Source organism: Bacillus sp. SCT118 (assembly GCF_058566435.1).
Genome location: NZ_CP191225.1, coordinates 3,032,268 through 3,057,233, shown reverse-complemented (window position 1 = coordinate 3,057,233; position 24,966 = coordinate 3,032,268). Strand labels below are relative to the sequence as shown.

General features: G+C 43.4%; 23 protein-coding genes and 1 pseudogene. 14 read left to right on the top strand and 10 right to left on the bottom strand.

Annotation, left to right across the window (positions count from 1 at the left end; genetic code table 11):
* The first annotated feature begins 5 nt into the window (after positions 1 to 5).
* Genes yhcY through yhdA form a run of 3 tightly spaced genes read left to right on the top strand, consistent with a single transcriptional unit; the run spans position 6 to position 2,310 of the window.
* Positions 6 to 1,145 carry a two-component system sensor histidine kinase YhcY gene (yhcY, locus tag ACQVGT_RS15655; protein WP_015483003.1) on the top strand — a complete coding sequence of 380 codons (1,140 nt, stop codon included), beginning with the start codon at positions 6 to 8 and terminating at the stop codon, positions 1,143 to 1,145.
* Positions 1,142 to 1,789, top strand: a complete 648-nt coding sequence (yhcZ, locus tag ACQVGT_RS15650) for a two-component system response regulator YhcZ (RefSeq protein WP_015383201.1) — start codon at positions 1,142 to 1,144, stop codon at positions 1,787 to 1,789. The genes yhcY and yhcZ overlap by 4 nt, the downstream gene beginning before the upstream one ends.
* On the top strand, positions 1,786 to 2,310 hold the full coding sequence (gene yhdA / locus ACQVGT_RS15645; protein ID WP_015483004.1) for an FMN-dependent NADPH-azoreductase: 525 nt from the start codon (positions 1,786 to 1,788) through the stop codon (positions 2,308 to 2,310). Before yhcZ ends, yhdA begins: the two co-directional genes overlap by 4 nt.
* Before the next feature lie 14 nt (positions 2,311 to 2,324).
* Here yhdA and ACQVGT_RS15640 read toward each other — a convergent pair whose 3' ends face one another.
* Positions 2,325 to 2,567, bottom strand: coding sequence for a YhdB family protein (locus ACQVGT_RS15640; protein WP_015483005.1), 243 nt, complete (start codon positions 2,565 to 2,567; stop codon positions 2,325 to 2,327).
* Between the two features lie 200 nt (positions 2,568 to 2,767).
* Between ACQVGT_RS15640 and ACQVGT_RS15635 the strand changes: the two genes are divergently transcribed.
* Complete coding sequence (locus ACQVGT_RS15635) at positions 2,768 to 3,091, top strand: YqzG/YhdC family protein (RefSeq protein ID WP_014476269.1); 324 nt, start codon at positions 2,768 to 2,770, stop codon at positions 3,089 to 3,091.
* Positions 3,092 to 3,132: 41 nt separating this feature from the next.
* Here the strand turns inward: ACQVGT_RS15635 and lytF are convergent, their stop codons facing one another.
* Positions 3,133 to 4,599, bottom strand: a complete 1,467-nt coding sequence (gene lytF / locus ACQVGT_RS15630; protein ID WP_015483006.1) for a peptidoglycan endopeptidase LytF — start codon at positions 4,597 to 4,599, stop codon at positions 3,133 to 3,135.
* A 152-nt stretch (positions 4,600 to 4,751) separates the two neighbouring features.
* Positions 4,752 to 5,192: a nitric oxide-sensing transcriptional repressor NsrR gene (gene nsrR / locus ACQVGT_RS15625; protein ID WP_014479293.1), complete on the bottom strand. Its 441-nt coding sequence runs from the start codon at positions 5,190 to 5,192 to the stop codon at positions 4,752 to 4,754.
* A gap of 204 nt (positions 5,193 to 5,396) precedes the next feature.
* Between nsrR and ACQVGT_RS15620 the strand changes: the two genes are divergently transcribed.
* Entirely contained in the window at positions 5,397 to 6,749 is a 1,353-nt protein-coding gene (locus ACQVGT_RS15620; protein ID WP_015483356.1) for an IS1182 family transposase, read from the top strand.
* Between the two features lie 138 nt (positions 6,750 to 6,887).
* On the opposite strand, the gene ACQVGT_RS15615 is transcribed toward ACQVGT_RS15620, so the two are convergent.
* The gene (locus tag ACQVGT_RS15615; protein WP_015483009.1) at positions 6,888 to 8,414 is read right to left on the bottom strand and encodes a mechanosensitive ion channel; all 1,527 of its coding nucleotides are present in this window, start codon (positions 8,412 to 8,414) and stop codon (positions 6,888 to 6,890) included.
* A gap of 164 nt (positions 8,415 to 8,578) precedes the next feature.
* Here ACQVGT_RS15615 and spoVR point away from each other — a divergent pair, with 164 nt between their 5' ends.
* Entirely contained in the window at positions 8,579 to 9,985 is a 1,407-nt protein-coding gene (spoVR, locus tag ACQVGT_RS15610; RefSeq protein ID WP_003233364.1) for a stage V sporulation protein SpoVR, read from the top strand.
* Between the two features lie 29 nt (positions 9,986 to 10,014).
* Here spoVR and phoA read toward each other — a convergent pair whose 3' ends face one another.
* Positions 10,015 to 11,400: an alkaline phosphatase PhoA gene (phoA, locus tag ACQVGT_RS15605; RefSeq protein ID WP_015383203.1), complete on the bottom strand. Its 1,386-nt coding sequence runs from the start codon at positions 11,398 to 11,400 to the stop codon at positions 10,015 to 10,017.
* 528 nt (positions 11,401 to 11,928) lie between these two features.
* On the opposite strand from phoA, the gene lytE reads away from it, so the two are divergent.
* Positions 11,929 to 12,933, top strand: coding sequence for a peptidoglycan endopeptidase LytE (gene lytE, locus ACQVGT_RS15600; protein ID WP_003244816.1), 1,005 nt, complete (start codon positions 11,929 to 11,931; stop codon positions 12,931 to 12,933).
* A gap of 70 nt (positions 12,934 to 13,003) precedes the next feature.
* Here the strand turns inward: lytE and citR are convergent, their stop codons facing one another.
* A complete protein-coding gene (gene citR / locus ACQVGT_RS15595; protein ID WP_003233357.1) occupies positions 13,004 to 13,879 on the bottom strand; it encodes a transcriptional regulator CitR in 876 nt (291 codons plus the stop codon).
* A 108-nt stretch (positions 13,880 to 13,987) separates the two neighbouring features.
* Between citR and citA the strand changes: the two genes are divergently transcribed.
* The 4 genes from citA (at position 13,988) to ACQVGT_RS15575 (ending at position 19,156) form a co-directional block, all read left to right on the top strand.
* Positions 13,988 to 15,088 (top strand): citrate synthase CitA, encoded by a 1,101-nt coding sequence (citA, locus tag ACQVGT_RS15590; RefSeq protein ID WP_015383204.1) that lies wholly within the window; start codon positions 13,988 to 13,990, stop codon positions 15,086 to 15,088.
* Between the two features lie 73 nt (positions 15,089 to 15,161).
* Entirely contained in the window at positions 15,162 to 16,031 is an 870-nt protein-coding gene (locus ACQVGT_RS15585) for an SDR family oxidoreductase (RefSeq protein WP_015483011.1), read from the top strand.
* 249 nt (positions 16,032 to 16,280) lie between these two features.
* Positions 16,281 to 17,678 (top strand): branched-chain amino acid transporter BcaP, encoded by a 1,398-nt coding sequence (bcaP, locus tag ACQVGT_RS15580; RefSeq protein ID WP_015383206.1) that lies wholly within the window; start codon positions 16,281 to 16,283, stop codon positions 17,676 to 17,678.
* Positions 17,679 to 17,800: 122 nt separating this feature from the next.
* Entirely contained in the window at positions 17,801 to 19,156 is a 1,356-nt protein-coding gene (locus ACQVGT_RS15575) for a sodium-dependent transporter (RefSeq protein WP_015483012.1), read from the top strand.
* A 35-nt stretch (positions 19,157 to 19,191) separates the two neighbouring features.
* Here the strand turns inward: ACQVGT_RS15575 and pdxR are convergent.
* A pseudogene (gene pdxR / locus ACQVGT_RS15570) lies at positions 19,192 to 20,597 on the bottom strand (MocR-like pyridoxine biosynthesis transcription factor PdxR).
* 109 nt (positions 20,598 to 20,706) lie between these two features.
* On the opposite strand from pdxR, the gene ACQVGT_RS15565 reads away from it, so the two are divergent.
* The gene (locus ACQVGT_RS15565; RefSeq protein ID WP_015483014.1) at positions 20,707 to 21,135 is read left to right on the top strand and encodes a GNAT family N-acetyltransferase; all 429 of its coding nucleotides are present in this window, start codon (positions 20,707 to 20,709) and stop codon (positions 21,133 to 21,135) included.
* A 32-nt stretch (positions 21,136 to 21,167) separates the two neighbouring features.
* Here the strand turns inward: ACQVGT_RS15565 and ACQVGT_RS15560 are convergent, their stop codons facing one another.
* Genes ACQVGT_RS15560 through sigM form a run of 3 tightly spaced genes read right to left on the bottom strand, consistent with a single transcriptional unit; the run spans position 21,168 to position 23,003 of the window.
* Positions 21,168 to 21,458 carry an anti-sigma-M factor gene (locus tag ACQVGT_RS15560; protein WP_003233341.1) on the bottom strand — a complete coding sequence of 97 codons (291 nt, stop codon included), beginning with the start codon at positions 21,456 to 21,458 and terminating at the stop codon, positions 21,168 to 21,170.
* Complete coding sequence (locus ACQVGT_RS15555; RefSeq protein ID WP_010886459.1) at positions 21,446 to 22,522, bottom strand: anti-sigma factor; 1,077 nt, start codon at positions 22,520 to 22,522, stop codon at positions 21,446 to 21,448. Before ACQVGT_RS15555 ends, ACQVGT_RS15560 begins: the two co-directional genes overlap by 13 nt.
* Positions 22,512 to 23,003, bottom strand: a complete 492-nt coding sequence (sigM, locus tag ACQVGT_RS15550; protein WP_003224177.1) for an RNA polymerase sigma factor SigM — start codon at positions 23,001 to 23,003, stop codon at positions 22,512 to 22,514. Before sigM ends, ACQVGT_RS15555 begins: the two co-directional genes overlap by 11 nt.
* A 196-nt stretch (positions 23,004 to 23,199) precedes the next feature.
* Here sigM and akrN point away from each other — a divergent pair, with 196 nt between their 5' ends.
* Both akrN and ACQVGT_RS15540 read left to right on the top strand, forming a co-directional pair.
* Positions 23,200 to 24,195 carry an aldo/keto reductase AkrN gene (akrN, locus tag ACQVGT_RS15545; protein ID WP_015483016.1) on the top strand — a complete coding sequence of 332 codons (996 nt, stop codon included), beginning with the start codon at positions 23,200 to 23,202 and terminating at the stop codon, positions 24,193 to 24,195.
* A gap of 133 nt (positions 24,196 to 24,328) precedes the next feature.
* Positions 24,329 to 24,928 carry a 1-acylglycerol-3-phosphate O-acyltransferase gene (locus ACQVGT_RS15540; protein ID WP_003233335.1) on the top strand — a complete coding sequence of 200 codons (600 nt, stop codon included), beginning with the start codon at positions 24,329 to 24,331 and terminating at the stop codon, positions 24,926 to 24,928.
* Positions 24,929 to 24,966 lie beyond the last annotated feature (38 nt).

The window sequence follows — 24,966 nt, the reverse complement described above, 5'->3', positions numbered from 1 at the left end:
GAAACGTGAGCAAAACGGGGATGGAAAAATTAAAAACGCTAAAAACGATTGCGGAAACCTTAAATCAAGGGCACGATATCAAAGCAACACTGGATGAGGTTTTAAAAGAGTTGCTGAGTCTGACAAACCTTCAATCCGGATGGATTTTTCTGATCGAAGAAGATGGAACTTATACGTTAGCGGCCGACGCGTATCTGCCTCCGGCTTTAAGCCGCAAGGAAAAAGTGCTGATGTGCGAAGGGGAGTGTTACTGTCTGACGAAATTCAATAACGGAGGGCTTAGAAAGGCTGCAAATATCATGAACTGCAAACGCATCGAATCAGCAGAAAACCTGCATTGTTTTGACACAGAAGGGATTACGCATCATGCAACTGTGCCTTTAGAAGATGGGGACAGAAGATTCGGATTGTTAAATGTAGCGGCGGCCGGAAAAACCATGTTTGATGAGGAAGAGCTGCATTTACTCGAGTCTGTCGCCTTTCAGATCGGAACGGCAATTCAGCGTATGAGGCTTTCTGAATATCAACAAAAAAATGCTCTTTTAATGGAGCGTAACCGCCTCGCTCAGGAGCTTCACGATTCAGTCAATCAAATGCTGTTTTCCGTCAGTTTAACTGCCAAAGCTGCGAAGACACTAACAACAGATGAGAATTTACAGCAGATGATTGATTTCATCCAAAACCTATCACAGGACGCGCTCGCAGAAATGAAAGCGTTAATTTGGCAGCTTCGCCCCGGAGGATTGGAAAAAGGGCTGGCTGAAGCCATTAAAAGCTATGGTGCGCTCATTGGATTGAAGATCATTTTTACACAAAAAGGCTGTCCTGTTCTGACTGATGAGCAGGAGCATATGCTATGGCGTGTCGTACAGGAAGCTTTAAATAACTGCAAAAAGCATGCCGGAACGGATACGGCGTATGTTAGTCTGACTGCTTCTTTGTGCCATGCGGAGCTGGATATAATCGATCATGGGGCAGGATTTCGCTATGAAGCGCATGCCGGTCTGCCTTCACTTGGCATCAAGGGTATGAAAGAACGGGCGGAAAAAGCCGGCGCTAAGTTTTGGATTGAGTCAGCGCTTGGAACTGGAACAAAGCTGTCCATCAGGCTTCCGCTAAAAAGCCGAAAAGGAGGGGCGGTATGAAAATTGTCATTGCTGATGATCATCATGTTGTCAGAAAGGGTCTGCGTTTTTTCTTTGCCACCCAGGATGATATTGAAGTTGTCGGAGAAGCTGCAACCGGATTAGAAGCACTCCGTGTCATCGAAGAGACAAAGCCGGATCTTGTGCTAATGGATCTGTCTATGCCCGAGATGGACGGCATTCAAGCCATTAAAAAAGCAATACAGCAATTCCCGGAGACGAATATCATTGTGCTGACGAGCTACTCTGATCAGGAGCACGTCATCCCCGCGCTTCGGGCAGGCGCGAAGGCGTATCAATTAAAGGATACGGAGCCCGAGGAATTGGTGAAAACACTAAGACAAGTGCATGCTGGCGAATACAAGCTTTCTACAGCTATTATGCCCCATGTGCTGACACATATGAAAAATCAGCACGACCCGGAAAAAGAAAAATACTATCAATTAACAAGAAGGGAAAAAGACGTTCTGACTGAAATAGCGAACGGGAAAAGCAATAAAGAAATCGCAGCAGCCTTGTTTATTTCAGAAAAAACAGTAAAAACCCATGTATCGAATCTTTTAGCAAAACTTGAAGTGGCTGATCGTACGCAAGCAGCGCTTTTCGCAGTGAAATATAACCTGAATGGAGAGATCTCGAAATGAACATGTTAGTCATAAATGGCACGCCTAGAAAACATGGCAGGACAAAAATTGCAGCATCCTATATTTCAGCACTGTATCACACGGATTTGATTGATCTAAGTGAGTTTGTATTGCCGATTTTTAACGGTGAAGCGGATCAATCTGTACTGTTGAAGGTACAGGAGCTTAAACAACGCGTTACTAAAGCGGAAGCGATTGTATTATTATCGCCTGAATATCATAGCGGCATGAGCGGCGCTTTAAAAAATGCCTTGGATTTTCTAAGCAGCGAACAATTCAAATATAAGCCCGTTGCATTATTGGCAGTAGCGGGAGGCGGAAAAGGCGGCATCAATGCGCTGAACAATATGAGAACTGTGATGCGGGGTGTCTACGCCAATGTCATCCCGAAGCAGCTGGTGCTTGATCCGGTGCATATTGATGTTGAAAATGCTACAGTGGCTGAAAACATTAAGGAAAGCTTAAAAGAGCTTGTCGAAGAACTCAGCATGTTCGCAAAAGCAGGAAATCCCGGCGTCTAAACGCCGGGATTTGTTTATGTGAGAAGGGCTATATGATCTTCATAAGTCAGCTCTGTGGCATGATCAATATAACGGAGAAGGGAATACAGCATCTTTTCTAAAACGGCGTAATCCTGTTCAAAATGATACGCATGCAGAAAATGCTCAATTCGTTTTGACAACAAATCGTCCTCTGTACGCACCATTAAAATTAATAAATTATCCCATTGAGAACGATGGGTGTAATAAAGCGCTTTATCGTAATCGGCATAATCCATGAATCGCTTCTCCTTTCTTGGATGAGAAGTTCATGATTAGTTTATGCCGCATCCTCTGTTATTGACGGGGCAAAACTTGCCGTCTGCGTCAGTAAAGGGGTAGCAATATGAGGGAGACATAAAATCAAAATGCCTGAATGAAGATATCGCTTTTGGTAAACCTATGAGGGAACATATTCTGGGTACAGGAGACTGAAAAAATGAAATCTCTGCCGTATACCATTGCGCTTCTTTTTTGCGGATTGATTATCGTGTCAATGGCTGCAAAAGGTCATTCAACGGACACAAACGAGTCCGTTCAAAAGTGGGAACAGCTTGCCTGGAGCAAAATTCAGGATGAATATAAGGGCGCTTCATTTTCTGATTATGCTTATATGGGGCGTACAGAGGTGAATGATCAGCAGACGAAAGATGTCTTTCGGGTGACAGTCAGACAAAAAGATGACACTTTTTCTGTTCGGGCCGAAGTCTATTTTCATCCGGTGACAAATCATATGATCAGCATCAACGTCTTTAGGCTCTAATAAAAAACTGTACAGCCGTTAAGGCCGCACAGTTTCTGTTTTTAGAAATATCGTTTTGCACCGAGATAGCGCTGTTTCCAGTAAGAGTTATTCATATTGGAAATGACAACTCCGGAATCGTTGGCATTTATGAATTCCCCGTTGCCTAGGTAAATTCCGACGTGGGAAGGGCCGGCTTTATATGTTGTAAAGAAAACGAAATCTCCGACAGCAGGCTGGCTAACTGATTTCATTGTGTTCCAATATCCCGCTGCCGTTAATCTAGATACGGATGTGACTTTGTTCAGTACATAATAAATGAATCCGCTGCAGTCAAACCCGGACGGTGTCGTGCCTCCCCAGCGATACGGAACCCCAAGCTGCGCTTTAGCGGCCGAAATCATTGTGTTAATCTTCGCACTCGTTGAGCTGGTGGTGTTTGAAGAACCGGATGAAGACGATGATGAAGCTTTTCCGGAAATGACCAGCTTTTGGCCAACCTGCAAGACATCCGTTTTTAAATTGTTTTTCTCACGAATCTGCTGAGCTGTTACATTAAATTTTTGTGCAATCACCCATAAGGAATCACCGCTTTTCACCGTGTATGTAGTCGTCGTGCCGGAGCTTGCATTTGACGAAGAAGACGACGATGATGAAGAGCCTGAAGATGCTTTACCTGTCAGCTTCAATACTTGTCCAACGTAAAGCACATCTGATTTCAGATTGTTGATATTTCGGATTTGCTGTACAGTCAGGTTATAGTTGTTTGCGATTTTCCAAAGTGAATCACCGCTTTTAACGGTATATTTAGTTGTTGCTGAAGATTGGTTCGATTTGGATGAATTGTCTTTAGAAGACGTATCAGAGCCGCTTGATTTTGTTTTCAACACCTGATTCACGTAAATGGTGTCTGATTTTAAGTTGTTCAAGACCTTCAATTCAGCGATGGACATATTGACTTTGTTTGCAATTTTCCAAAGTGAATCTCCAAGCTGCACCTTATATGTTCCCGTAGAAGATGAAGAACTTGAACTCTTATTAGAACTGCTTTTTGAACTGGAGCTTGAACTCTTATTAGAGTTGCTTTTTTTACTGGAACTAGAGCTTGAAGAAACAGTACCGGACACCTTTAATTTCTGCCCAGCACGAATTAAATCGCTGCTTAGTCCGTTTAATTTTTTCAGTTCCTGTACCGTCATTTTAAACTCATTTGCGATCAGCCAAAGTGAATCTCCGCTTTTCACTGTGTAAACAGAACTTCCGCTCTTCTTGGTTGTTGAGCTTGAAGTAGATGAAGAAGTGCTGGATTTGCTGCCTGGAATAGTAAGCGTCTGGCCGATCGACAGAACAGTAGTCGAAAGATGATTGGCGGATGTGAGGGCCGCCACACTTGTGTTATAGGTTTGGGCCAGTTTCCATAAAGAATCTCCGCTTTTGACCTTAATCGTTGCTGCTTCAGCTGGTGTCACTACTAAAGTTGTGCCGACAATCGCAGATGCTGTCAGCCCTGCTGCTAATTTCTTTTTCATCTTAGCTCTCCTTTTTCCCCCAATGATTTTGCATTTGCTGTTTCTTTTTTATATCGGCACATTTGTCTCATCGTTTTGCCTTTTTATAAAAATAGCCAAATTATCTTAACAATAAGGGGGAAAAAGGGCATAAAAAAAGAAGGAATCTTAATCTATTCCTTCATTTTTAAAAGCTTCATGATATCTTCTTTGTTTTTGACGAGGTCGCGCAGTGTGTATTTGTCTAAAACTGCGAGGTAGGCTAAAAGCGCTTCATTCAGCACATGTTTTAAGCCGCAAACCGGGGAAATAACACAGAGATTCTTGTTCGCATCAAAACATTCAACAATATTAAAATCGTCCTCCGTTTTTCTGACAACCTCACCGATGTTGATGTCTTCAGGTTCCATGCCTAATCGTATGCCGCCGCCCCGTCCGCGTATCGTTTCTACGTAGCCGAGCTGGCCGAGCCTGTATATGACTTTCATGAGATGATTTTTTGAAATAGAATACGTTTCGGCAATCTGTTTTATATTTGAAAGTTCTCCGGGACGCTCTGCAGCCAGAAAAATCAACACTCTTAATGAATAATCTGTATAATTGGTTAACTTCATAATAAGACCTCAGAATAAGACATTTTCTATATCTTATCATAATCGATTGAAAAATGAAAAAAAAGGAATTGAAAAAACATGCACCCAGCTGGGTGCATGTTTTCAGGCTGTCGAGAAAATCTCGACAGCCTTTATTTTTTCTTAAAATATCCATTCTTCTGTAATAAAATAAAAGAAAGACTTCAAAAGGACGGTGTCTTTCCCATGTTCCACACAAGAAATTCTTCTCAAAACGCAGCCGAATTTGTTCTTCTCGACCAACTTGTCGAAGAGGATCATCTGCTTCGAAAAATCGATAAATACATAGACTTCTCTTTTATCATTGAAAAGGTTAAGCCTTACTACAGTGAAAACAAAGGCCGCCCCTCACTTGATCCGCTGATTTTATTCAAAATGATGTTTATCGGATACCTCTATGGTATCCGTTCAGAAAGACAGCTCGAAAAAGAAATTTACTACAATATGGCGTACAGATGGTTTCTCGGATTGAACATAAACGATCCAGTTCCGCACCACTCCACCATCAGCTGGAACAGACGCACACGTTTTAAAGATACAACCATCTTCCAAGATATTTTTGATGAGATCGTTCTTCAGGCCATCAATCATGACATGGTGGGCGGACGTGTCCTATTCACCGATTCCACTCACCTTAAAGCCAATGCCAACAAGCATAAATACACAAGAAAAACGATTGAACAGGATACACAAAACTATATCAAAGATTTAAATGAAGCCATCCAAGAAGATCGAGAGGAACACGGAAAAAAGCCACTAATAGTCAAAGAGGAGGTGAAAGCTGAAAAAGAGATCCGCCACAGTACAACTGATCCCGAAAGTGGATATCTGTATCGCGAAAACAAACCAGAAGGTTTTTTCTATTTAGATCACCGCACAACGGATATGAAATACAACATTATCACCGATGCCCACGTCACACCGGGAAATCTCCATGATTCTGTGCCTTATCTTGACCGATTAGATCACCAAATCGCACGATTTGGTTTTCAAGTAGAAGCTGTCGCCCTTGATTCCGGATATTTAACAGCTCCTATCTGTAAAGGATTATCTGACCGTCATATTTTTGGCGTCATTGCCCACAGACGATATCACCCTACTAGAGGCTTGTTTCCAAAATGGAAATTTCATTACGACATTGAAAAAGACAGGTACATTTGCCCGAACCAGCAAACACTCACATACTCAACAACTGACCGAAAAGGATACAGGTCATATAAATCAAATCCTGAAACATGTTCCTCATGCCCTTTTCTTGAAAACTGCACAAAATCAAAAAAACATCAGAAAGTCATCACCCGGCATGTATGGGAAGACCACAAAGAAAAGATCAGGCAAAATCGCTTGTCTGTTTCAGGAAAAAACCTCTACAAAAAAAGAAAAGAAAAAATAGAGCGAAGCTTTGCAGATTCAAAACAACTGCACGGGCTTCGCTATTGCAGGTTGAGGGGAAAACGGAATGTGAGCGAACAAGTTCTCCTCACAGCCGCATGCCAGAACATGAAGAAGATTGCCACATACCTAGCCAAGCAGAGCTAGGTATGTGGGAGCTCTTTTTCTGTTTTTGAAATCAGCTGAAAATCTAAAGAAACAGCACACAACAAAAAAGCTTGTAGAAAAAACATCGTTTTCTCTACAAGCTGAAAACATGCACCCAGCTGGGTGCATGTTTTTTGCTTACATGTCATTCGGCGGATTTTGGTTTTTACGGTTTTTTTCGATTTCTGTGTTTTGCATTTTGCGTTCAAATGTAGACAGATAACGTGATGCAAAATCCTTACCGCCAAGGCCGAAGGATAAACCGAAGGCAAGTGCGAAGCCGCTAAGTACGATGATGAACGCGGAATTGACGATTGTCGCAGCGACACCAAGCTGATCCAGGGCCATAAAGAAAGCAAGTGCGATAATCGTATATTTAGCAATAGGCGCTAAAGACTTGAATTCCTGGCCTTTTATCATGCTTGAGAGCACTTTTCTCACCAATTCTCCTGCGTAAAGGCCGAGTCCGAGAATGAATACTGCGACAAGGACATTCGGCAGATATGCGATGATGCCGGTGGCAATTTCTACGAGGAAGTGCAGCCGAACAATTTGAAGCGCCTCAGCTGTAAAGAGCAGAATGACAATGATTTGCGCAATCATACCGACAACTTGAGACAAGGACAGCTTTGCAGGCGTTCCGGCTTCCATGCCCATTTTCCCTAAGACAGAATCAAAGCCTGCGCGATGGAGCAGTCCGGACACCATGGATTTCACCCATTTTCCTGCCCAGATACCCGCTAAAACAAGCACGATGGCAATCAAGATGTTCGGAAGCATGTTTAAAATCGTATTCAGCATAGAGACAGCCGGTTTTGAAATGCCAGCGACATCCAGCTGATCAAGCGCTGAAATGACCACCGGAATCATAATCAGCACATAAGCGATTGTTCCGATGACTGCTGAAAGGCTTGTATCTTTTAAGTAAATTGATAAACCCATACGTGCCGCGAATCTCTCCGTGCCGATGCTCGCAAGGAAATTCGTAATGATACCACGAACAAGGCGGGCAACAAGCCAGCCGATTAATACGATAAGCGCCGCTGCAAATAATTTCGGCAGAAAAGCGAGCACGCTTTCCATCATATTTGTAAAAGGACCTGAAATGCCGCTGATTTTCAAAGAAGATAAGACCCCTGGCAGAAAAACAAGCAGCACGAGATAAAAGACAATTTGTGAAGCGGTATTGACAGCCTGGTGAATATCTTTTCCTTCAGACACCAAATTCCACTTGCGCAGTTTGTCACTCGTGTTCAGCTTCATCCCGATTTTTTTGACAAGGAAGCTCAAAACAGAGGCTGCAGCCCATCCTAACAGCAGAATGAGTCCGGCTTTCAGCACGCTTGGAATCGCCGCTGCAATCGCCGAAAGCATACTGACAAACGGCGATGCCACTGTTGTCAGGTGCAAAATGTTAAAGAATAAAATAAAGACGATGATCAGTGCGATAAAATAAACGACCTTGCTTATGACTTTTTCTGAGGAATAGCGTGAAGGCTTTTTCCCAGCAAAGAGCTTGTCGTCGATTTTTGTTTTGCTGAGCCCTTTGTATACCGCTTTTTCAATGATTTTAGCGATAGCCCATCCGATTAATAAGACGAGTAAAGCAATGATTACGTTTGGCAGCTTACTGAGATAAGAAGAAAGCACGTCTGCTACATTCAATTGGTATCGCTCCTTTTTTTCGTAGTATGGTGTGTGTTTACCCACTGATCCAATAAGCAAACAGCTGAATGTGCCGGGGGAATTTTTTTCTGCCTGAGTGAGGCTATCATCTTTTGTCTGGCGGGCTCATACATTATAGATAAGTCCAAGTAGGGGGGATTCGGTTGAACGCGGAGGAGAAGAAGGGATTACAGCGGGCAATTGAGGAAATTACCGAAATTGCAAAAGGATTCGGCCTTGATTTCTACCCGATGAGATATGAAATCTGCCCGGCTGAAATTATTTATACATTTGGCGCGTACGGGATGCCGACAAGATTCAGCCACTGGAGCTTCGGCAAGCAGTTTCACAAGATGAAGCTGCACTATGATCTAGGGTTAAGCAAGATATATGAGCTGGTCATTAACTCAGATCCATGCTACGCTTTTTTGCTGGACAGCAACTCACTGATCCAAAATAAATTGATTGTCGCACACGTTCTTGCCCATTGCGATTTCTTCAAAAACAACTGCCGTTTCCAAAACACGAAGCGCGATATGGTGGAAAGCATGGCGGCAACGGCTGAACGGATAAAACACTATGAACAGGTTCACGGGATTAAAGAAGTCGAATCTTTTTTAGATGCGATCCTTTCGATTCAGGAGCATATCGATCCGTCGTTGGTCCGACCAAAGCTCCAATGGAGTGTGGATGATGAGGAAGAGGAGATTGAAGAGGCAGCCACGCCTTACGATGATCTATGGTCTTTGGATGAAAAGAAGCCGAAAAAACAAGTGAAAAAATCGAAAAAACCGTTCCCGCCGCGGCCTGAAAAAGATATCCTGCTTTTTATCGAGGAGCATTCCCGGGAGCTGGAGCCATGGCAGCGTGATATATTAACGATGATGAGAGAGGAAATGCTTTATTTCTGGCCTCAGCTGGAAACCAAGATTATGAATGAGGGCTGGGCTTCCTATTGGCACCAGCGAATTATACGTGAGCTTGATTTAACCTCTGATGAAGCGATCGAGTTCGCCAAGCTGAATGCAGGTGTCGTTCAGCCGTCCAAAACAGGCATTAATCCTTATTATTTAGGGCTGAAAATATTTGAAGACATTGAAAAGAGGTACAACAACCCGACGGAGGAAATGAAGAAAATGGGCGTGCAGCCTGACTCCGGCCGGGAGAAAATGTTTGAGGTCAGGGAGATTGAATCCGATATCTCTTTCATCCGCAATTATTTAACCAAAGAATTAGTCATGCGCGAGGATCTTTATTTGTTTCAAAAACAGGGCCGAGATTATAAAATCATCGATAAACAGTGGAAGTCGGTGCGCGACCAGCTCGTAAGCATGCGGGTAAATGGCGGTTTTCCATATTTGACAGTAAACGACGGCGATTATATGAAAAATAACGAGCTCTATATTAAGCATTGGTATGAGGGAATAGAGTTAGATTTGAAATATTTGGAGAAAGTGCTCCCTTATTTATTCCAGCTTTGGGGAAGAAGCGTGCACATTGAGTCTGTGCTTGAGGATAAGGAAGTCATGTTTTCGTACGACGGAAAAGGTGTTCACCGCAGATATTTATAAAAAAGAGGATGCAGCGTTCTGCATCCTTTTTATTTTCCAGTTTTTAAAATCTTAAATATGATGTTTGCCTGGTCCGTATTGTTAATCAATCCGCGGAATTTTTCTTTTCCGGGGCCGTACGCGTATACCGGTACTTCTTCGCCGGTATGATCGGTACTCGTCCATCCGCTGTTGGAGCGGGTATTAAAAATCTTGATGATAGCTTTGTAGGCCCCTTTGCTTTTGTCAGCCTGTGCAGCTGCTTCAACGCTTTTGATTTCTTCAGATGTGAATTTCAGATTGGCATAGCGGGCGAGCACATCTTTAACCGGCTTGCCTTTACTGATTTTTTTGGCCATGAATTCAGGTGTTTTCTTAGCGGAGAGAATCGGTTCTGCGTGCCAATTCTTTTCCCCGTTCGCGCCAATGGTAAAGCCGCCGGTTGTATGGTCAGCAGCTGCAATCACAAGTGTATGTTTGTCTTTTTTCGCAAATTCAATCGCGGCTTTATAGGCCTGTTCAAAATCTTTAACCTCGCTCATGGCTCCTACGGTATCATTGTCATGGGCCGCCCAGTCAATCTGGCTCCCTTCGACCATCAAGAAAAATCCTTTTTTATTTTGGTTCAGGCGATCAATTGCTGAAACCGTCATTTCTTTGAGAGACGGTGTTTTACTGTCACGGTCGAGCGCTTTAGCAAGCCCTCCATCTGCGAAAAGCCCGAGCACCTGCTGATCTTTATTTTTTTTCAATGCTTGTTTCGTTGTCACATAGCTGTAGCCGGCTTGTTTGAATTCCTTTGTCAAGTTTCTGTCCTTGCGGTTAAAATAAGATTTTCCGCCGCCGAGCAGCACGTCTATTTTATGTTTGCCTTTTATTTTGTCATCCATATAGCTGTTGGCGATTTGGTCCATATTTTTCCGTGATTCATTGTGGGCGCCATATGCGGCTGGAGTGGCGTGGTTAATTTCAGACGTGACGACAAGCCCTGTTGACTTGCCTTGCTGTTTGGCCTCTTCAAGTACAGATTTCACTTTTTTTCCGTTTTTATCGACGCCAATTGCATTGTTATATGTCTTAACGCCTGTTGCTAATGCTGTTCCGGCTGCTGCTGAATCTGTAATATTATAGTCAGGGTCATCCGGATGCGTCATCATCATGCCTGTCAGGTTCCGGTCAAATTCTGTTAACTTCGGGTTATTCGGTGTGTCACCGTTATTTTTCATGGAACGGTAGGCTCTTATGTAAGGCGTCCCCATGCCGTCGCCTATCATCACAATGACATTTCTGATCTCAGCTTTGTCTTGTTTTTTGGCGCTGGCCTTTTCTGTTTGCTGCAGCTCAGCTCCGGCAAAAATTCCAGCTGTAAGGACAGAAACAGCGGCGATTGGCAGAAATTTTGATTTCATTTTTTGAAACAAATTCATTTTTTTCATGCCTCCTTTAATGTATTCCGTTTATCATGTTAGGGAAATTTTGTTAAATATGGCTGTTGATCATGTAAACAATAAGTAAAGCCTTGTAAGGAAATGAAAAAACACTTTTCGTTATCTTGCCTTATTTGATGTAAAGCATTCATTTTTCAGAAAAATCTTTACCTCTCTGTCTTTGCATGATATGTTTGTTTAAATAAAAAAACCGCGGATAACCGCAGCTCTCCTCGAATATTCTTTATCACTCATTTTCCGGTATGTGAGCCGACCCCGAAAGTTTTTCATTTATTTCCTTTATGTTGAAAAACATCCCATAAAACATGACAAAAGCACTCATTTTTTGTCACCTTTGCAACGAAAATGAAATATTTAATACCCTTAAAAACTTTTTTTTAGAACGAATAATTAAGAAATTTGTCACATGAAGTCAAGACTATTTCTGATGGGAATCTATCCTTATAATAGAAATCAATAAGAATAATTAAAAAAAAGAGATACATATATAGAGAGTTAACATTTGGGGAGGAAAATATGAAAAAGCAAATCATTACAGCTACGACAGCAGTTGTTTTAGGATCGACGTTATTTGCAGGAGCGGCATCTGCACAAAGCATTAAGGTGAAAAAAGGCGACACGTTATGGGATCTTTCAAGAAAATACGACACAACGATCAGTAAAATTAAATCAGAGAACCACCTTCGTTCAGACATTATTTACGTGGGACAAACTTTATCGATTAACGGCAAATCTACAAGTTCAAAAAGCAGCAGTTCTTCTTCCTCTTCTTCTACATACAAAGTAAAGAGCGGGGACAGCCTTTGGAAAATTTCAAAAAAATACGGCATGACAATCAATGAACTGAAGAAGCTGAATGGCTTAAAATCAGATTTGCTTCGTGTTGGACAAGTCCTGAAACTGAAAGGTTCAACTAGTTCAAGCAGCTCCAGCTCATCAAAAGTGTCATCATCTTCCACTTCTACTTATAAAGTGAAGAGCGGAGACAGCCTTTCTAAAATTGCGAGCAAATACGGCACTACGGTTAGCAAATTAAAAAGCTTAAACGGCTTAAAATCAGATGTAATCTATGTCAACCAAGTATTGAAGGTGAAAGGAACAAGCACAAGCAGCTCAAAACCTGCTTCATCTTCATCATCTTCAAGCAGCAAAACGTCATCTACATCACTTAATGTGAGCAAACTGGTTTCTGATGCAAAAGCGTTAGTCGGAACGCCATATAAATGGGGCGGAACGACAACTTCCGGCTTTGACTGCAGCGGATTCATTTGGTACGTACTGAATAAACAAACAAGTGTGGGCAGAACAAGCACTGCAGGATACTGGAGTTCTATGAAGAGCATTGCCAGCCCGTCTGTTGGTGATTTCGTCTTCTTCACAACATATAAATCCGGCCCTTCTCACATGGGGATTTACATTGGAAACAACAGTTTCATTCATGCAGGATCTGACGGCGTACAAATCAGCAGCCTGAACAACAGCTACTGGAAGCCTCGTTACCTCGGTGCGAAAAGATTCTAATTTTTAGAGAAAACCCGTTCATTGGAACGGGTTTTTTTCATTAGACGGAGCACAGGCGTTTTGGTTGCTCCTAAAAATGAAAATGTGATAAAAAATCCAAGAATTTTTTTTCTTTCTTATTTTCATAAAGGGCAATCGCGTAAGCGCCTGCATAGGGCAGCTGTACAGACTGATAAGGAATTCTGATCATCTGTTTCTCTGCTAACTCACGCTTTACTGTAGATAAAGGCAGAAATGAAACTCCGAGTCCTTCCTTGATAAACCGTTTCGTTATATGTGTTTGAGTGACCTTCATTGTTCTCACAAATGGAAAAGTCATTCTGACTTGACGGAGCAAGTCGTCCCAGTAATCAGGATGATTGTGGGTCAAAAGCAGGTATTGTTCGAGCACCTCTTTGGCATCAATTTCGTTGTCTTCTATGAAACGCTTATCGGGCGGGGCAACAAGGACGACAGGGTCTTTGTATAAGCAGTGGCAGCTTAAAGAAGAAGACTGTACCTTTAAACAGCTTAGTCCGATATCTGCTTCCCCGGCTTTAATCAGTGACGCGATTTCCGCTGACTCGAAAATCGTAACCGCCATTTCTGTTTCCGTATTCATTGCTGTGTACCGCTTCATGACAGAAGGAAGCACTGTATCTGCAATAAGCGGAGAAACCGCGAGCTGTAAGGTTTGAGAGTAGCCTTGTCTCACTCTGTGAAGCTCTGCCATGCTGTTTTCATAATCATCAAGAAGCCTGAGCGCATACGGCAAATAGGCCCTGCCTTCATCAGTCAGCTGGATTTGCCTGCCTTTACGCTCGAACAGCTTGCAGCTGATTTCTTTTTCTAATTGCTTGATATGTACGGTCACAGTGGGCTGAGATAAGAAAAGCGTTTCCGCCGTTTTTCGGAAGTTTTCATATTTTGCAGCGGTCACAAAGGTGTGAAGCCATTTGAAATCCATTTCTATTCTCCCTCTGATTAATATTTTTAATTAATTCCCTTTAAAATATTCATTATTTTTTAAATATTATATTTACTATAATAACAGAAAAGGATAGGGGGAATACAAATGGTACATTACGGATTAAAGGGAATTACATGTGTGGAAACATCCATCAGCCATATTGATGGTGAAAAAGGGCGTCTGATTTACAGAGGACATCATGCAAAAGACATCGCACTGAATCACAGCTTTGAAGAAGCGGCTTATTTGATTTTATTTGGAAAACTGCCTTCAACTGAAGAATTGCAGGTATTTAAAGATAAGCTGGCTGCGGAACGGAATCTTCCGGAACATATTGAGCGCTTGATTCAATCACTGCCAAACAACATGGACGATATGTCGGTGCTGAGAACGGTTGTTTCAGCATTGGGGGAAAATACGTACACATTCCATCCGAAAACAGAAGAAGCAATCCGGCTGATTGCAATCACGCCTTCCATCATTGCATACAGAAAAAGATGGACGCGCGGTGAACAAGCAATTGCACCTTCTTCCCAGTACGGACATGTTGAAAACTACTATTATATGCTCACAGGTGAACAGCCTTCAGAGGCAAAAAAGAAAGCGCTTGAAACCTATATGATTCTGGCCATGGAGCACGGCATGAACGCATCCACTTTTTCAGCACGAGTCACGTTATCTACAGAGAGTGATTTAGTGTCAGCCGTCACGGCTGCTCTCGGCACGATGAAAGGTCCGCTGCACGGAGGCGCTCCTTCTGCGGTGACAAAAATGCTTGAAGACATTGGAGAAAAAGAACATGCTGAAGCATATCTAAAAGAAAAACTCGAAAAAGGAGAGCGCTTGATGGGATTCGGCCACAGGGTGTACAAAACAAAAGACCCGCGGGCAGAAGCTTTGAGACAGAAAGCAGAACAGGTGGCCGGCAATGACCGTGATCTTGATCTTGCGCTGCATGTAGAAGCAGAAGCGATTCGTTTGCTAGAAATCTACAAACCGGGACGTAAGCTGTACACAAATGTTGAATTTTACGCAGCTGCAGTGATGAAGGCCATCGATTTTGACGATGAATTGTTTACTCCGACCTTTTCAGCAAGCCGAATGGTAGGGTGGTGCGCCCATGTACTGGAACAGGCAGAAAACAACATGATTTTCCGCCCGTCAGCGCAATATACCGGTGCCATTCCCGAGGAAGTTCTTTCATAACATATTTTGGCGTTTATTCATTTCTATCGTGTGGTAACGTTCAGTATCAACCACATGTCTAGGAGTGATGAATGTGAACCCAATGGACAGACAAACAGAAGGACAAGAACCGCAGCATCAGGACAGACAGCCGGGCATTGAGTCAAAAATGAATCCGCTGCCGCTGTCAGAGGACGAGGATTATCGAGGAAGCGGAAAACTGAAAGGAAAAGTTGCGATCATTACTGGAGGCGACAGCGGAATAGGGAGAGCAGCAGCTATTGCCTTTGCTAAAGAGGGGGCTGATATCTCCATTCTATACTTGGACGAGCATTCGGACGCAGAGGAAACACGTAAACGGATCGAAAAGGAGAATGTCCGCTGCCTGCTTATCCCGGGAGATGTCGGGGATGAGAACCATTGTGAACAAGCTGTGCAGCAAACAGTGGACCATTTTGGTAAACTCGATATCTTGGTGAACAACGCCGCTGAACAGCATCCCCAGGACAGCATTCTCAATATTTCAACAGAACAGCTGGAAAAAACCTTTCGCACAAATATTTTTTCCATGTTTCATATGACGAAGAAAGCTTTGCCTCACCTGCAAGAGGGGAGTGCCATTATTAATACGACATCGATTACCGCTTATGAAGGGGATACGGCGTTAATTGATTATTCTAGCACAAAGGGTGCGATTGTCTCCTTTACGCGTTCCATGGCGAAGTCGCTTGCAGATAAAGGCATCAGAGTGAATGCGGTGGCGCCCGGTCCGATTTGGACACCGCTTATTCCGGCGACATTCCCTGAGGAAAAAGTGAAACAGCACGGCTTGGATACCCCAATGGGAAGACCGGGACAGCCGGTTGAGCATGCAGGCGCCTATGTTCTGCTGGCGTCTGACGAATCTTCCTATATGACAGGGCAGACCATTCATGTGAATGGCGGCCGTTTTATTTCAACGTAATCAACGAAAAACCAGCTCCAGAGCTGGTTTTTTTGTATGGTAAAAAATTTCAAAATAAAAAATTTGTCGATTTTTCTAACAATTTTGTTTTCATTTTTGCAATTTTATATATAATATTGAGTAGGAGAAAGGAATGATTCGCGACCAGTACAAATATAGTAGAAAAAAAGAAAAATGACCATTGTTGCTCATGAATTCAGAAAATTCAAATAAAATATATAAAAATAGATGATCGGGAGTTGAAGGGGAATGAAAGGGAGCGTTTTTAGGAAGAAGAGCATTCAGGATTTAATCGCTGCGACGAGCGGGGAAAAATCTTTAAAAAGAGAATTAGGGGCACTTGATTTAACATTGCTTGGAATCGGCGCCATTATTGGCACAGGGATTTTTGTTCTGACGGGAACAGGTGCAGTCACGGCCGGTCCCGGGCTGACGATTTCATTTGTTGTGGCGGCGTTGGCTTGTTTATTCGCCGCCCTGTCTTACGCGGAATTTGCGTCAAGTGTGCCTGTTTCAGGTTCGGTGTATACATTCACTTATGCGACATTGGGAGAGCTTATGGCCTTTATTATCGGGTGGGATTTAATTTTAGAATACATGCTGGCGGTAAGTGCAGTGTCGGTCGGCTGGTCTGGTTATTTCCAATCGTTTTTATCAGGGCTCGGCATTCATCTTCCGGTTGCTTTAACAGCGGCACCGGGCGCAGTGAAAGGCACCTTTACCCTGTTTAATCTTCCTGCATTCGTCATTGTAATGGCGATCACATATTTGCTTTATTTAGGCATCAAAGAATCAAAAAGAGTCAACAATATCATGGTTATCTTGAAGATACTGGTTGTTCTGCTGTTTATCGCGGTGGCAGCCGTTTACGTGAAGCCGCACAACTGGCAGCCGTTTATGCCGATGGGCTTTGGCGGCGTGTTCAGTGCAGCGGCGCTCGTATTCTTTGCTTTTATCGGATTTGACGCTGTATCCTCTGCTGCGGAAGAGACGAAAAATCCCGCGAAGGATCTGCCTAAAGGCATTATTTTCTCTTTACTGGTCTGCACGATTTTATATGTCACCGTATCAGCGATCATGACTGGGGTTATCCCGTTTGCTCAATTTGCGGGTGTGGATCATCCGGTTTCTCTTGTTCTTCAAAGCGCAGGGCAAAATTGGGTGGCAGGCATCATTGATATTGGCGCCGTGCTGGGAATGACAACAGTTATGCTTGTGATGCTTTACGGGCAGACACGCGTCATGTTTGCCATGTCTCGTGACGGACTTGTGCCGGGCTCACTTTCTAAAGTGCATCCAAAGCACAAAACACCTTATGTGGCCACTTGGTTTTTCGGAACGATGTCGGCGCTTCTCGGCTCACTTGTTCCGCTGGATGAACTTGCAAAGCTGGTGAACATCGGGACACTGTCGGCATTTGTACTGATTTCTGTGGCAGTTATCGTTTTGAGAAAGAAGCAGCCCGATCTTCCGAGAGCCTTTAAATGCCCGGGAGTTCCCGTGATCCCAGGCCTGGCGATTCTTTTCTGCCTGTTCTTGATTTTAAATCTGGGATGGGTGACGATTGTCCGCTTCCTAGTGTGGCTGTTAATCGGCTTGGTAATTTATTTCCTGTATTCAAGAAAGCATTCAAAATTAAATCAATAAATAACCTTTTGATAAAGAGAGCGGCCATACAGGCCGCTCTCTTTTCTGTTCTTGGCAAATGAATCTATAGAAATGAAGACAAAAATAAGAGATAATATAGGCTGGAAAGGAAGTGACGTTTATTGTCTGAGCAAAAACCAGTCCAATGGGCTTCGAAAATCGGTTTCGTCATGGCAGCGGCCGGCTCGGCTATCGGCTTGGGCGCGATTTGGAAGTTCCCTTACGTAGCGGGGACCAATGGGGGAGGAGCCTTTTTTCTTATCTTCGTGTTATTTACCATCCTCTTAGGCTATCCGCTTTTGGTGGGGGAATTTATTTTTGGAAGACGGAACCAGACGAATGCCATTGATGCATATAAAAAAGAAGCGCCGCGATCAGCTTGGTTTCTTACAGGGTGGATCGGCGTAGCCGCGTGTTTCTTAGTGCTGTCGTTTTACAGTGTAATCGGGGGATGGATTTTGCTGTATATCGTGAAAACAGCGTCAGGATCACTGTCCGGGCTTTCTCAAGCACAGTATGGCGCTCTTTTTGCTTCTATTATCCAAAATCCGGTGCAGACGCTCGCGGCTCAGCTTGTCTTTATGGCACTGACTGTACTCGTTGTCGCAAGAGGGGTTCAAAAAGGGATTGAACGGGTCAGCGCGGTGATGATGCCGATTTTGTTTTTATTGTTTATTCTGCTCGTTCTTCGGTCTCTTACGCTTAATGGTGCAATGGAAGGCGTAAAGTTTCTGCTTGTGCCTCATTTCGGCGATCTGACTCCGGAATCCATATTATTCGCGCTGGGACAGGCCTTCTTTACGTTAACACTGGGGGTTTCGGTGATGGTGACCTACAGCTCTTATTTGCCGAAAACACAAAATATCCCTCGTTCGGCAGCCTCCATTGTCTTGATGAATATCATTGTGACACTCTTGGCAGGTTTGGCTATTTTTCCGGCGGTTTTCTCATTCGGTTTTCAGCCAAATGAAGGACCGACATTGCTGTTTACAGTGCTTCCGGCCGTTTTTGAACAGCTTCCGTTCGGCACGTTGTTTTTTATCGGCTTTCTCGTTGCATTTTTATTTGCAGCCTTAACCTCAGCATTTTCGATGGTTGAAATTATCGTTGCCACAATCGGAAAAGGGGACGAAAAGAAAAGAAAAAAACTGTCATGGACGAGCGGGCTTTTGATCTTTTTGGTCGGAATCCCATGCTGCTTGTCTTATGGCGTATTGAGTGATGTGCACCTATTTGGCAAAACGTTTTTTGATATTGCCGATTTTACCGTCAGCAATATTTTAATGCCTTCAGGCGCTCTGTTAATTTCTCTATTTATCCCGCTGAAAATTTCGAAAAGCGAACTCTTATCTGAAATGCGAAATGGATCAAATGCAGGTAAAGCATTCTTTTACACGTGGTTTTATTTGCTTCGTTTTATCGTGCCGCTTGCCATTATTATCGTGTTCTTAAATTTAATCGGAATTTTATCATTTTAAAAAAACAGGCTCCGTTTCTGGGGCCTGTTTTTTATTTAATAAGATGATATCAATGGTGCCCATGCCGTTTTCAGTTTTAGGATGCCGAGCCTGATGTCCTCTTCTGACAAACCGCCATAACCGATTAAGACAGAAGCAAAAGGCGTCTGTTCTTTATATGAGGGAGACACGGGATAGATAGTTACACCGTGGTCTGCGGCTGCTTGTATTGCTTCTTCCTCACTTGCTGGAAACAAAAGGCGCAGCAGAATGTGAAGCCCCGAGTTTTTACCGAGAATCTCAACGGTGTTTCCTAGTTCAGAGCGGATGGCTTCTAACAGGACAGCGTGTTTTTTTCGGTATAAGCTTCTCATTCTATTTATGTGTTTTTGCCACTCTCCGGTTTCGATGAAGTCTGCCAGTGCCAATTGCGAGTGAACAGAGACGGTCTGCTTCATTAACTGAGCGTTGTTTTTGATTGGTTCCATGAGTTCAGGGGGCATAATCATGAAGCTGAGCCGCAAAGAAGGCAGAAGTGACTTTGAAAAAGTGCCCAGATATATGACTCTGCCATTCGGATCAAGACCCTGTAAAGACGGAATGGGATGGCCGCTGTAGCGAAATTCTCCATCGTAATCATCTTCTATAATGAATTTGTTTCTGCCGCCCATGCCAGCAGCTCCTGTCTGCGGGTAATCGTCATAATGGTCCCAATCGGAAACTGATGCGAAGGAGTCGTATACATGAGATAAGGATTCTTACGGTAGAGCTCATCCGGCAGGACGCCTTCTGCATCAGAACAAATCGGAGTGACATCCATGTGATTTGCTTCAAACATCCTTCTTGAACGGTGAAAGCCCGGTTCTTCAAAGCCGATTTTTGTACCTGGCTTTAGCGAAAGACAAAGAATTTGCAGAAGCACGGTGGTTCCTGCGCCGATGATAATCTGGCCGGGCTCGCAATTTACTCCCCGAGACAGCCTGACGAATCGGGCAATCATGTGTCTGAGTTCGTATTCTCCTTGAGGGTCGCCAGAGGTGTGAAACAATCCGGAATAGCGATCAAGACTTTTTACTATGCTTTTTCTCCATGCGTTAAAGGGAAAGAGGGTCGGATCAACGTTGCCCTGATGGAAGTCAATAGCAGGTGCGTTCTTTTCATGTAATCCCGGCTGTACAGACTGTTGAAAATGGTCAGGAGCTGTCGGGAAGCCTGGTTCTACTTCCGCCGCGAACCAGCCGATTTTCGCCTTGCTTTTGACATAGCCCTCAGCAGTTAATTGCTCGTAAGCTCGTTCTATAGTTGCCGTGCTGACATCGAGCAAGCTGGAGAGCCTGCGTTTTGACGGAAGTCTTGTTCCCTTTGTTATTCGCGCATGTGAAATTTCTTGTTTAAAAAAGGTATAAAGCTGCTCATACAGCGGTGTTTTGCTCTTTTTATCAAGAAACGGCGTAATATCCATCTCATGTCTCCTTTATATCTGGCATGGTCATTTTTTCTGATATTGGCTATTTGGCAAATGCCATTTATTAGCTATGATCATTGTAACGAAAGGAAAGGGGATTGAGAAGATGATCCATATGAAACAATTAACCTCGAAAGAAGAATGGGCTGAGTCGTATCCGATTATGAGTGAATTGAGAACAGAACTGGATATTGAGACGTATTTACAAAGGCTTGAAGCCTGTGTGCAGAAAGAATCGTATATGCTGTTTGCCTTATATGAGGATACAGCAATCAGAGCGCTGTGCGGGGCTCTGCCGAGGGTTTCCATTCATAAAGGAGAGCACTTGTGGATTGCGGATCTTGTTACAACGGCACCTTGCCGATCAAAGGGATACGGCAAAATGCTTTTGGATTATGCCTCAGACTGGGCGAGAAAAGCCGGACTTGGTTTTGTCAGTCTTTCATCTGGCCTTCAGCGTAAAGACGCACATCGATTTTATACAGATAAGATGGGTTTTACTATAGAAAGTTATTTGTTCCGAAAACCGGTATAACGAAAAAAAAGACGCCTGAAAAGGCGTCTTTTTTAAAAGCCAAACTGTAAATTCGTATCTACAGATACAATGGTATACACACAAATAATCACAAAGAGATTAAGGATGACGCCGAGCAGGCCGGGGCCTGTGCGCCCTCTCTTGATGAAGAGTTCAACAACGCCAAACGGAACGGCAGCCATGGCGAATGGAAGCATTTGATAGGAATAAAACGTGACGTTGCTGATAATGGCCAAATTCAGCAACAGCAGGGACAGAACCGCTGTCCCGACAGAGATCCAGCCGAATACATTGTGTTCTTTAAAAATTCTTACCAGTTCCATAATTCCACCTCGCCGACATTCGCTGATTTTACAGATTTATTTTTCAGCATGCGCTGGATTTCCTTGGTTGGCCCTGTAACGACCGAACCGTATACATTGACACCGTTTTTCTCTACATAATCTAATCGGTTATCTACATTCAGGTCTTTCCGTTTTGAAATGACCTGAGCCCATTTTTCGTGTTTGGACATGAATTTCAGGGCGTTGATAAACTGATCGCCATTCGACTTGCCTTTTGTATTAAGGGCGGCCAAGAACTTTGAATCCTTCCCAGGATAGCCAAGAGGTTCTGTGGAAGCTGTCTTATTTGTGTTTTTCTCTGTTTCGATTGCGTTCCACAAAAAGCTCACATCATAGCCTTTGAATTTGTTATACACGTCTTTTGTCGGATATGCACGGTCATATGAAAGGTAGACCTCTGATACCGTTCCTTCGGGCAATGTGCTTAACGTTTTTTCTGCTTTTGCGGTCGTTTGTTCAGACTTGTTTGAAGGATGTGTAAAGTAATGGCCAGTTTTATTCACTTCTAAGTCATAGTAGTTTACTGCCGGCGCTTTTACTTTGTTATAAAACATTTCAACCCGTTCATTCCCTACGGCAGCCGTCTTCGTGCCAATCTGCTTTTGCAGCGGGAATTCCGTATTCATTCCAAATAGCTTCACTTGGCTTTTCAGTCCGGAAGTATCAACAAGAACATTCGGCATGGTCAGGGCTACAGTGACTGCGGCAGTTTCCATAAACTCATTGCCGGTGCTGTGTTTTCCACCCATTCCGTAATAGAGGTAGCTTCCCAGCGTACAAAGCGGCAAAATCATCAATGTCGAAATGACGGCAAGCACAGAAATTCGCAAATAAGACTTGCGTTTGCCGTAGGCTAAAATCGCTTTTTGTTTTTCAGGACTGATGCTGAGATCCCAATCGTTATCGTCCTCGAGTTCGCTGTCAATCAGTTCCTGATATACTTCGAGCTTCTCAAGTTCTTCCTCAAATGCAGTCATTTCCTGGTCGCTCATTTCCCCATTTTTATATTGATCAAAACGCTTTTTAAATTCTTCATTCATCATTAACACCTCTATTATAAAGTGCTTTCAGCCGCTGTCTGGCACGAAATAAAACACTTTTAAAATTCGCCTCTGAAATATTCATAATATGGGATGCTTCTTTGTAGTTTAACTCTTTTAAATAATATAGCGTTAAGGCCTCCCGATAATTATCGGGGAGCTCGGACATATAACCAGTCAGCACTTCCTTTATCTCTACCTGATGGGCAGGACTTTGAACAGCATTTTGAAAGAGGCTTCCGATTAAGTCATCAGAAATGGTTACTTCTTTCTTATGCTTTCTGACGTAATCAATGAAGGCGTTTCGCGCCACTTGAAAAAGCCAGGGCTTTACTTTGCTGTGATCATAGGAGTGAATGTGTATGTATGCCCGCATAAAGGTTTCCTGCAGCAAGTCTTCAGCAAGATGCTTGTCTTTTGTCATGGAGAGCAGGAACCTGTAAACATCATTCATGTACATTTGGTAAATTTCATCGATCGTCACTGCCTTTTCTCCCCTCTATGTTATACACGCATAAGAAAGGTTTAAAGTTGCACATTACATGCAAACGGCTTTTTTATACCTAATCAAACACCATTACTATATAGTACCCAAAAATGGCCCCAAAAGATAGTGCGGAGAAATGTTTAACATTTTTTCCAGAGGGGAAAAAATAGTGAAAAAGTGAAGGAGTGGCACAATGGAATATACCAGTATAGCAGATACAGGAATAGAAGCCTCTAGAATCGGCCTCGGCACATGGGCCATTGGCGGAACGATGTGGGGAGGCACTGACGAAAAAACATCGATTGAAACAATCCGCGCCGCTCTTGATCAGGGGATTACACTGATTGACACCGCGCCGGCTTACGGCTTCGGGCAGTCCGAGGAAATTGTCGGAAAGGCAATCAAAGAGTACGGCAAAAGAGACCAGGTGATTCTCGCAACGAAAACGGCTCTGGACTGGAAGAACAACCAGCTGTTCCGCTATGCGAACAGAGCGAGAATTGTAGAGGAAGTTGAGAATTCTTTGAAGCGGCTTCAAACAGACTATATTGATCTTTATCAGGTGCATTGGCCCGATCCGCTTGTGCCAATTGAAGAAACGGCTGAAGTCATGAAGGAATTATATGATGCGGGAAAAATCCGGGCGATTGGCGTCAGCAATTTTTCAATTGAGCAAATGGATACATTTCGCGCCGTCGCACCTCTCCATACGATTCAGCCTCCATATAATCTGTTTGAAAGAGAGATGGAAGAGAGTGTTCTTCCTTATGCGAAAGATAACAAGATAACAACATTATTATACGGCAGTTTATGCAGAGGGCTGTTAACAGGAAAAATGACCGAAGAGTATACATTTGAGGGCGATGATCTGCGTAATCACGATCCAAAATTCCAGAAGCCCCGCTTTAAAGAGTATCTTTCTGCTGTCAATCAATTGGATAAGCTGGCGAAGACACGTTATGGAAAATCAGTGATTCACTTGGCTGTCAGATGGATCTTAGATCAGCCGGGAGCGGATATCGCTCTTTGGGGAGCAAGAAAGCCTGGGCAGCTTGAGGCCCTATCTGAGATTACAGGCTGGACGCTGAACAGTGAAGATCAGAAAGATATCAATACTATATTGGAAAATACGATATCAGACCCTGTCGGACCGGAGTTTATGGCCCCGCCGACCAGAGAGGAAATATAACAAAAGCTGAGGATGAATCCTCAGTTTTTTGGCGTTTAACGGGAGAAATCTTAAAAATTAGTACCAGGTAATAAAAAATGTTGTTATAATAGATGACAGAAAGAATCATTGATTACGACAAAGGAAGTGCGATATGTATAAGTTTTGTGCAAATGCTTTAAAAGTTATTCTTTCTCTTCGCGGAGGAGTGAAGGTGTATAACAAAGAAAACCTTCCGGCCGATTCAGGTTTTGTCATCGCGTGTACACATTCCGGCTGGGTTGATGTGATTACACTCGGAGTCGGGATTCTTCCTTATCAAATACACTATATGGCGAAAAAAGAGCTTTTTCAAAATAAATGGATCGGTTCGTTTCTGAAGAAAATTCATGCCTTTCCGGTAGATCGGGAAAATCCCGGGCCAAGCAGTATTAAAACGCCGATTAAGCTGCTGAAAGAAGGAGAGATCGTCGGTATCTTCCCAAGCGGAACAAGAACCTCTGAGGATGTGCCTTTGAAAAGAGGTGCGGTGACGATTGCGCAAATGGGGAAAGCGCCGCTTGTCCCCGCTGCATATCAGGGCCCTTCAAGCGGAAAAGAATTATTCAAAAAAGGAAAAATGAAGCTGATTATCGGTGAGCCTCTTCACCAGGCTGATTTTGCCCACCTGCCTTCAAAGGAAAGACTTGCAGCAATGACAGAGGCTTTGAATCAGCGGATTAAAGAACTAGAGAATAAACTTGATCAGCTATAAGGCGTTCTGAGAGATTGCCCTGAAACTGTGAAAATAAG

What these genes read in the sequence shown, in the direction of transcription:
- yhcZ (WP_015383201.1), top strand. Translation starts at nt 1,142, where the DNA reads ATGAAAATTGTCATTGCTGATGATCATCATGTTGTCAGAAAGGGTCTG.
- yhdA (WP_015483004.1), top strand. Translation starts at nt 1,786, where the DNA reads ATGAACATGTTAGTCATAAATGGCACGCCTAGAAAACATGGCAGGACA.
- ACQVGT_RS15640 (WP_015483005.1), bottom strand. Translation starts at nt 2,567, where the DNA reads ATGGATTATGCCGATTACGATAAAGCGCTTTATTACACCCATCGTTCT.
- ACQVGT_RS15635 (WP_014476269.1), top strand. Translation starts at nt 2,768, where the DNA reads ATGAAATCTCTGCCGTATACCATTGCGCTTCTTTTTTGCGGATTGATT.
- lytF (WP_015483006.1), bottom strand. Translation starts at nt 4,599, where the DNA reads ATGAAAAAGAAATTAGCAGCAGGGCTGACAGCATCTGCGATTGTCGGC.
- nsrR (WP_014479293.1), bottom strand. Translation starts at nt 5,192, where the DNA reads ATGAAGTTAACCAATTATACAGATTATTCATTAAGAGTGTTGATTTTT.
- ACQVGT_RS15620 (WP_015483356.1), top strand. Translation starts at nt 5,397, where the DNA reads ATGTTCCACACAAGAAATTCTTCTCAAAACGCAGCCGAATTTGTTCTT.
- phoA (WP_015383203.1), bottom strand. Translation starts at nt 11,400, where the DNA reads ATGAAAAAAATGAATTTGTTTCAAAAAATGAAATCAAAATTTCTGCCA.
- lytE (WP_003244816.1), top strand. Translation starts at nt 11,929, where the DNA reads ATGAAAAAGCAAATCATTACAGCTACGACAGCAGTTGTTTTAGGATCG.
- citR (WP_003233357.1), bottom strand. Translation starts at nt 13,879, where the DNA reads ATGGATTTCAAATGGCTTCACACCTTTGTGACCGCTGCAAAATATGAA.
- citA (WP_015383204.1), top strand. Translation starts at nt 13,988, where the DNA reads ATGGTACATTACGGATTAAAGGGAATTACATGTGTGGAAACATCCATC.
- bcaP (WP_015383206.1), top strand. Translation starts at nt 16,281, where the DNA reads ATGAAAGGGAGCGTTTTTAGGAAGAAGAGCATTCAGGATTTAATCGCT.
- ACQVGT_RS15565 (WP_015483014.1), top strand. Translation starts at nt 20,707, where the DNA reads ATGATCCATATGAAACAATTAACCTCGAAAGAAGAATGGGCTGAGTCG.
- ACQVGT_RS15560 (WP_003233341.1), bottom strand. Translation starts at nt 21,458, where the DNA reads ATGGAACTGGTAAGAATTTTTAAAGAACACAATGTATTCGGCTGGATC.
- ACQVGT_RS15555 (WP_010886459.1), bottom strand. Translation starts at nt 22,522, where the DNA reads ATGATGAATGAAGAATTTAAAAAGCGTTTTGATCAATATAAAAATGGG.
- akrN (WP_015483016.1), top strand. Translation starts at nt 23,200, where the DNA reads ATGGAATATACCAGTATAGCAGATACAGGAATAGAAGCCTCTAGAATC.
- ACQVGT_RS15540 (WP_003233335.1), top strand. Translation starts at nt 24,329, where the DNA reads ATGTATAAGTTTTGTGCAAATGCTTTAAAAGTTATTCTTTCTCTTCGC.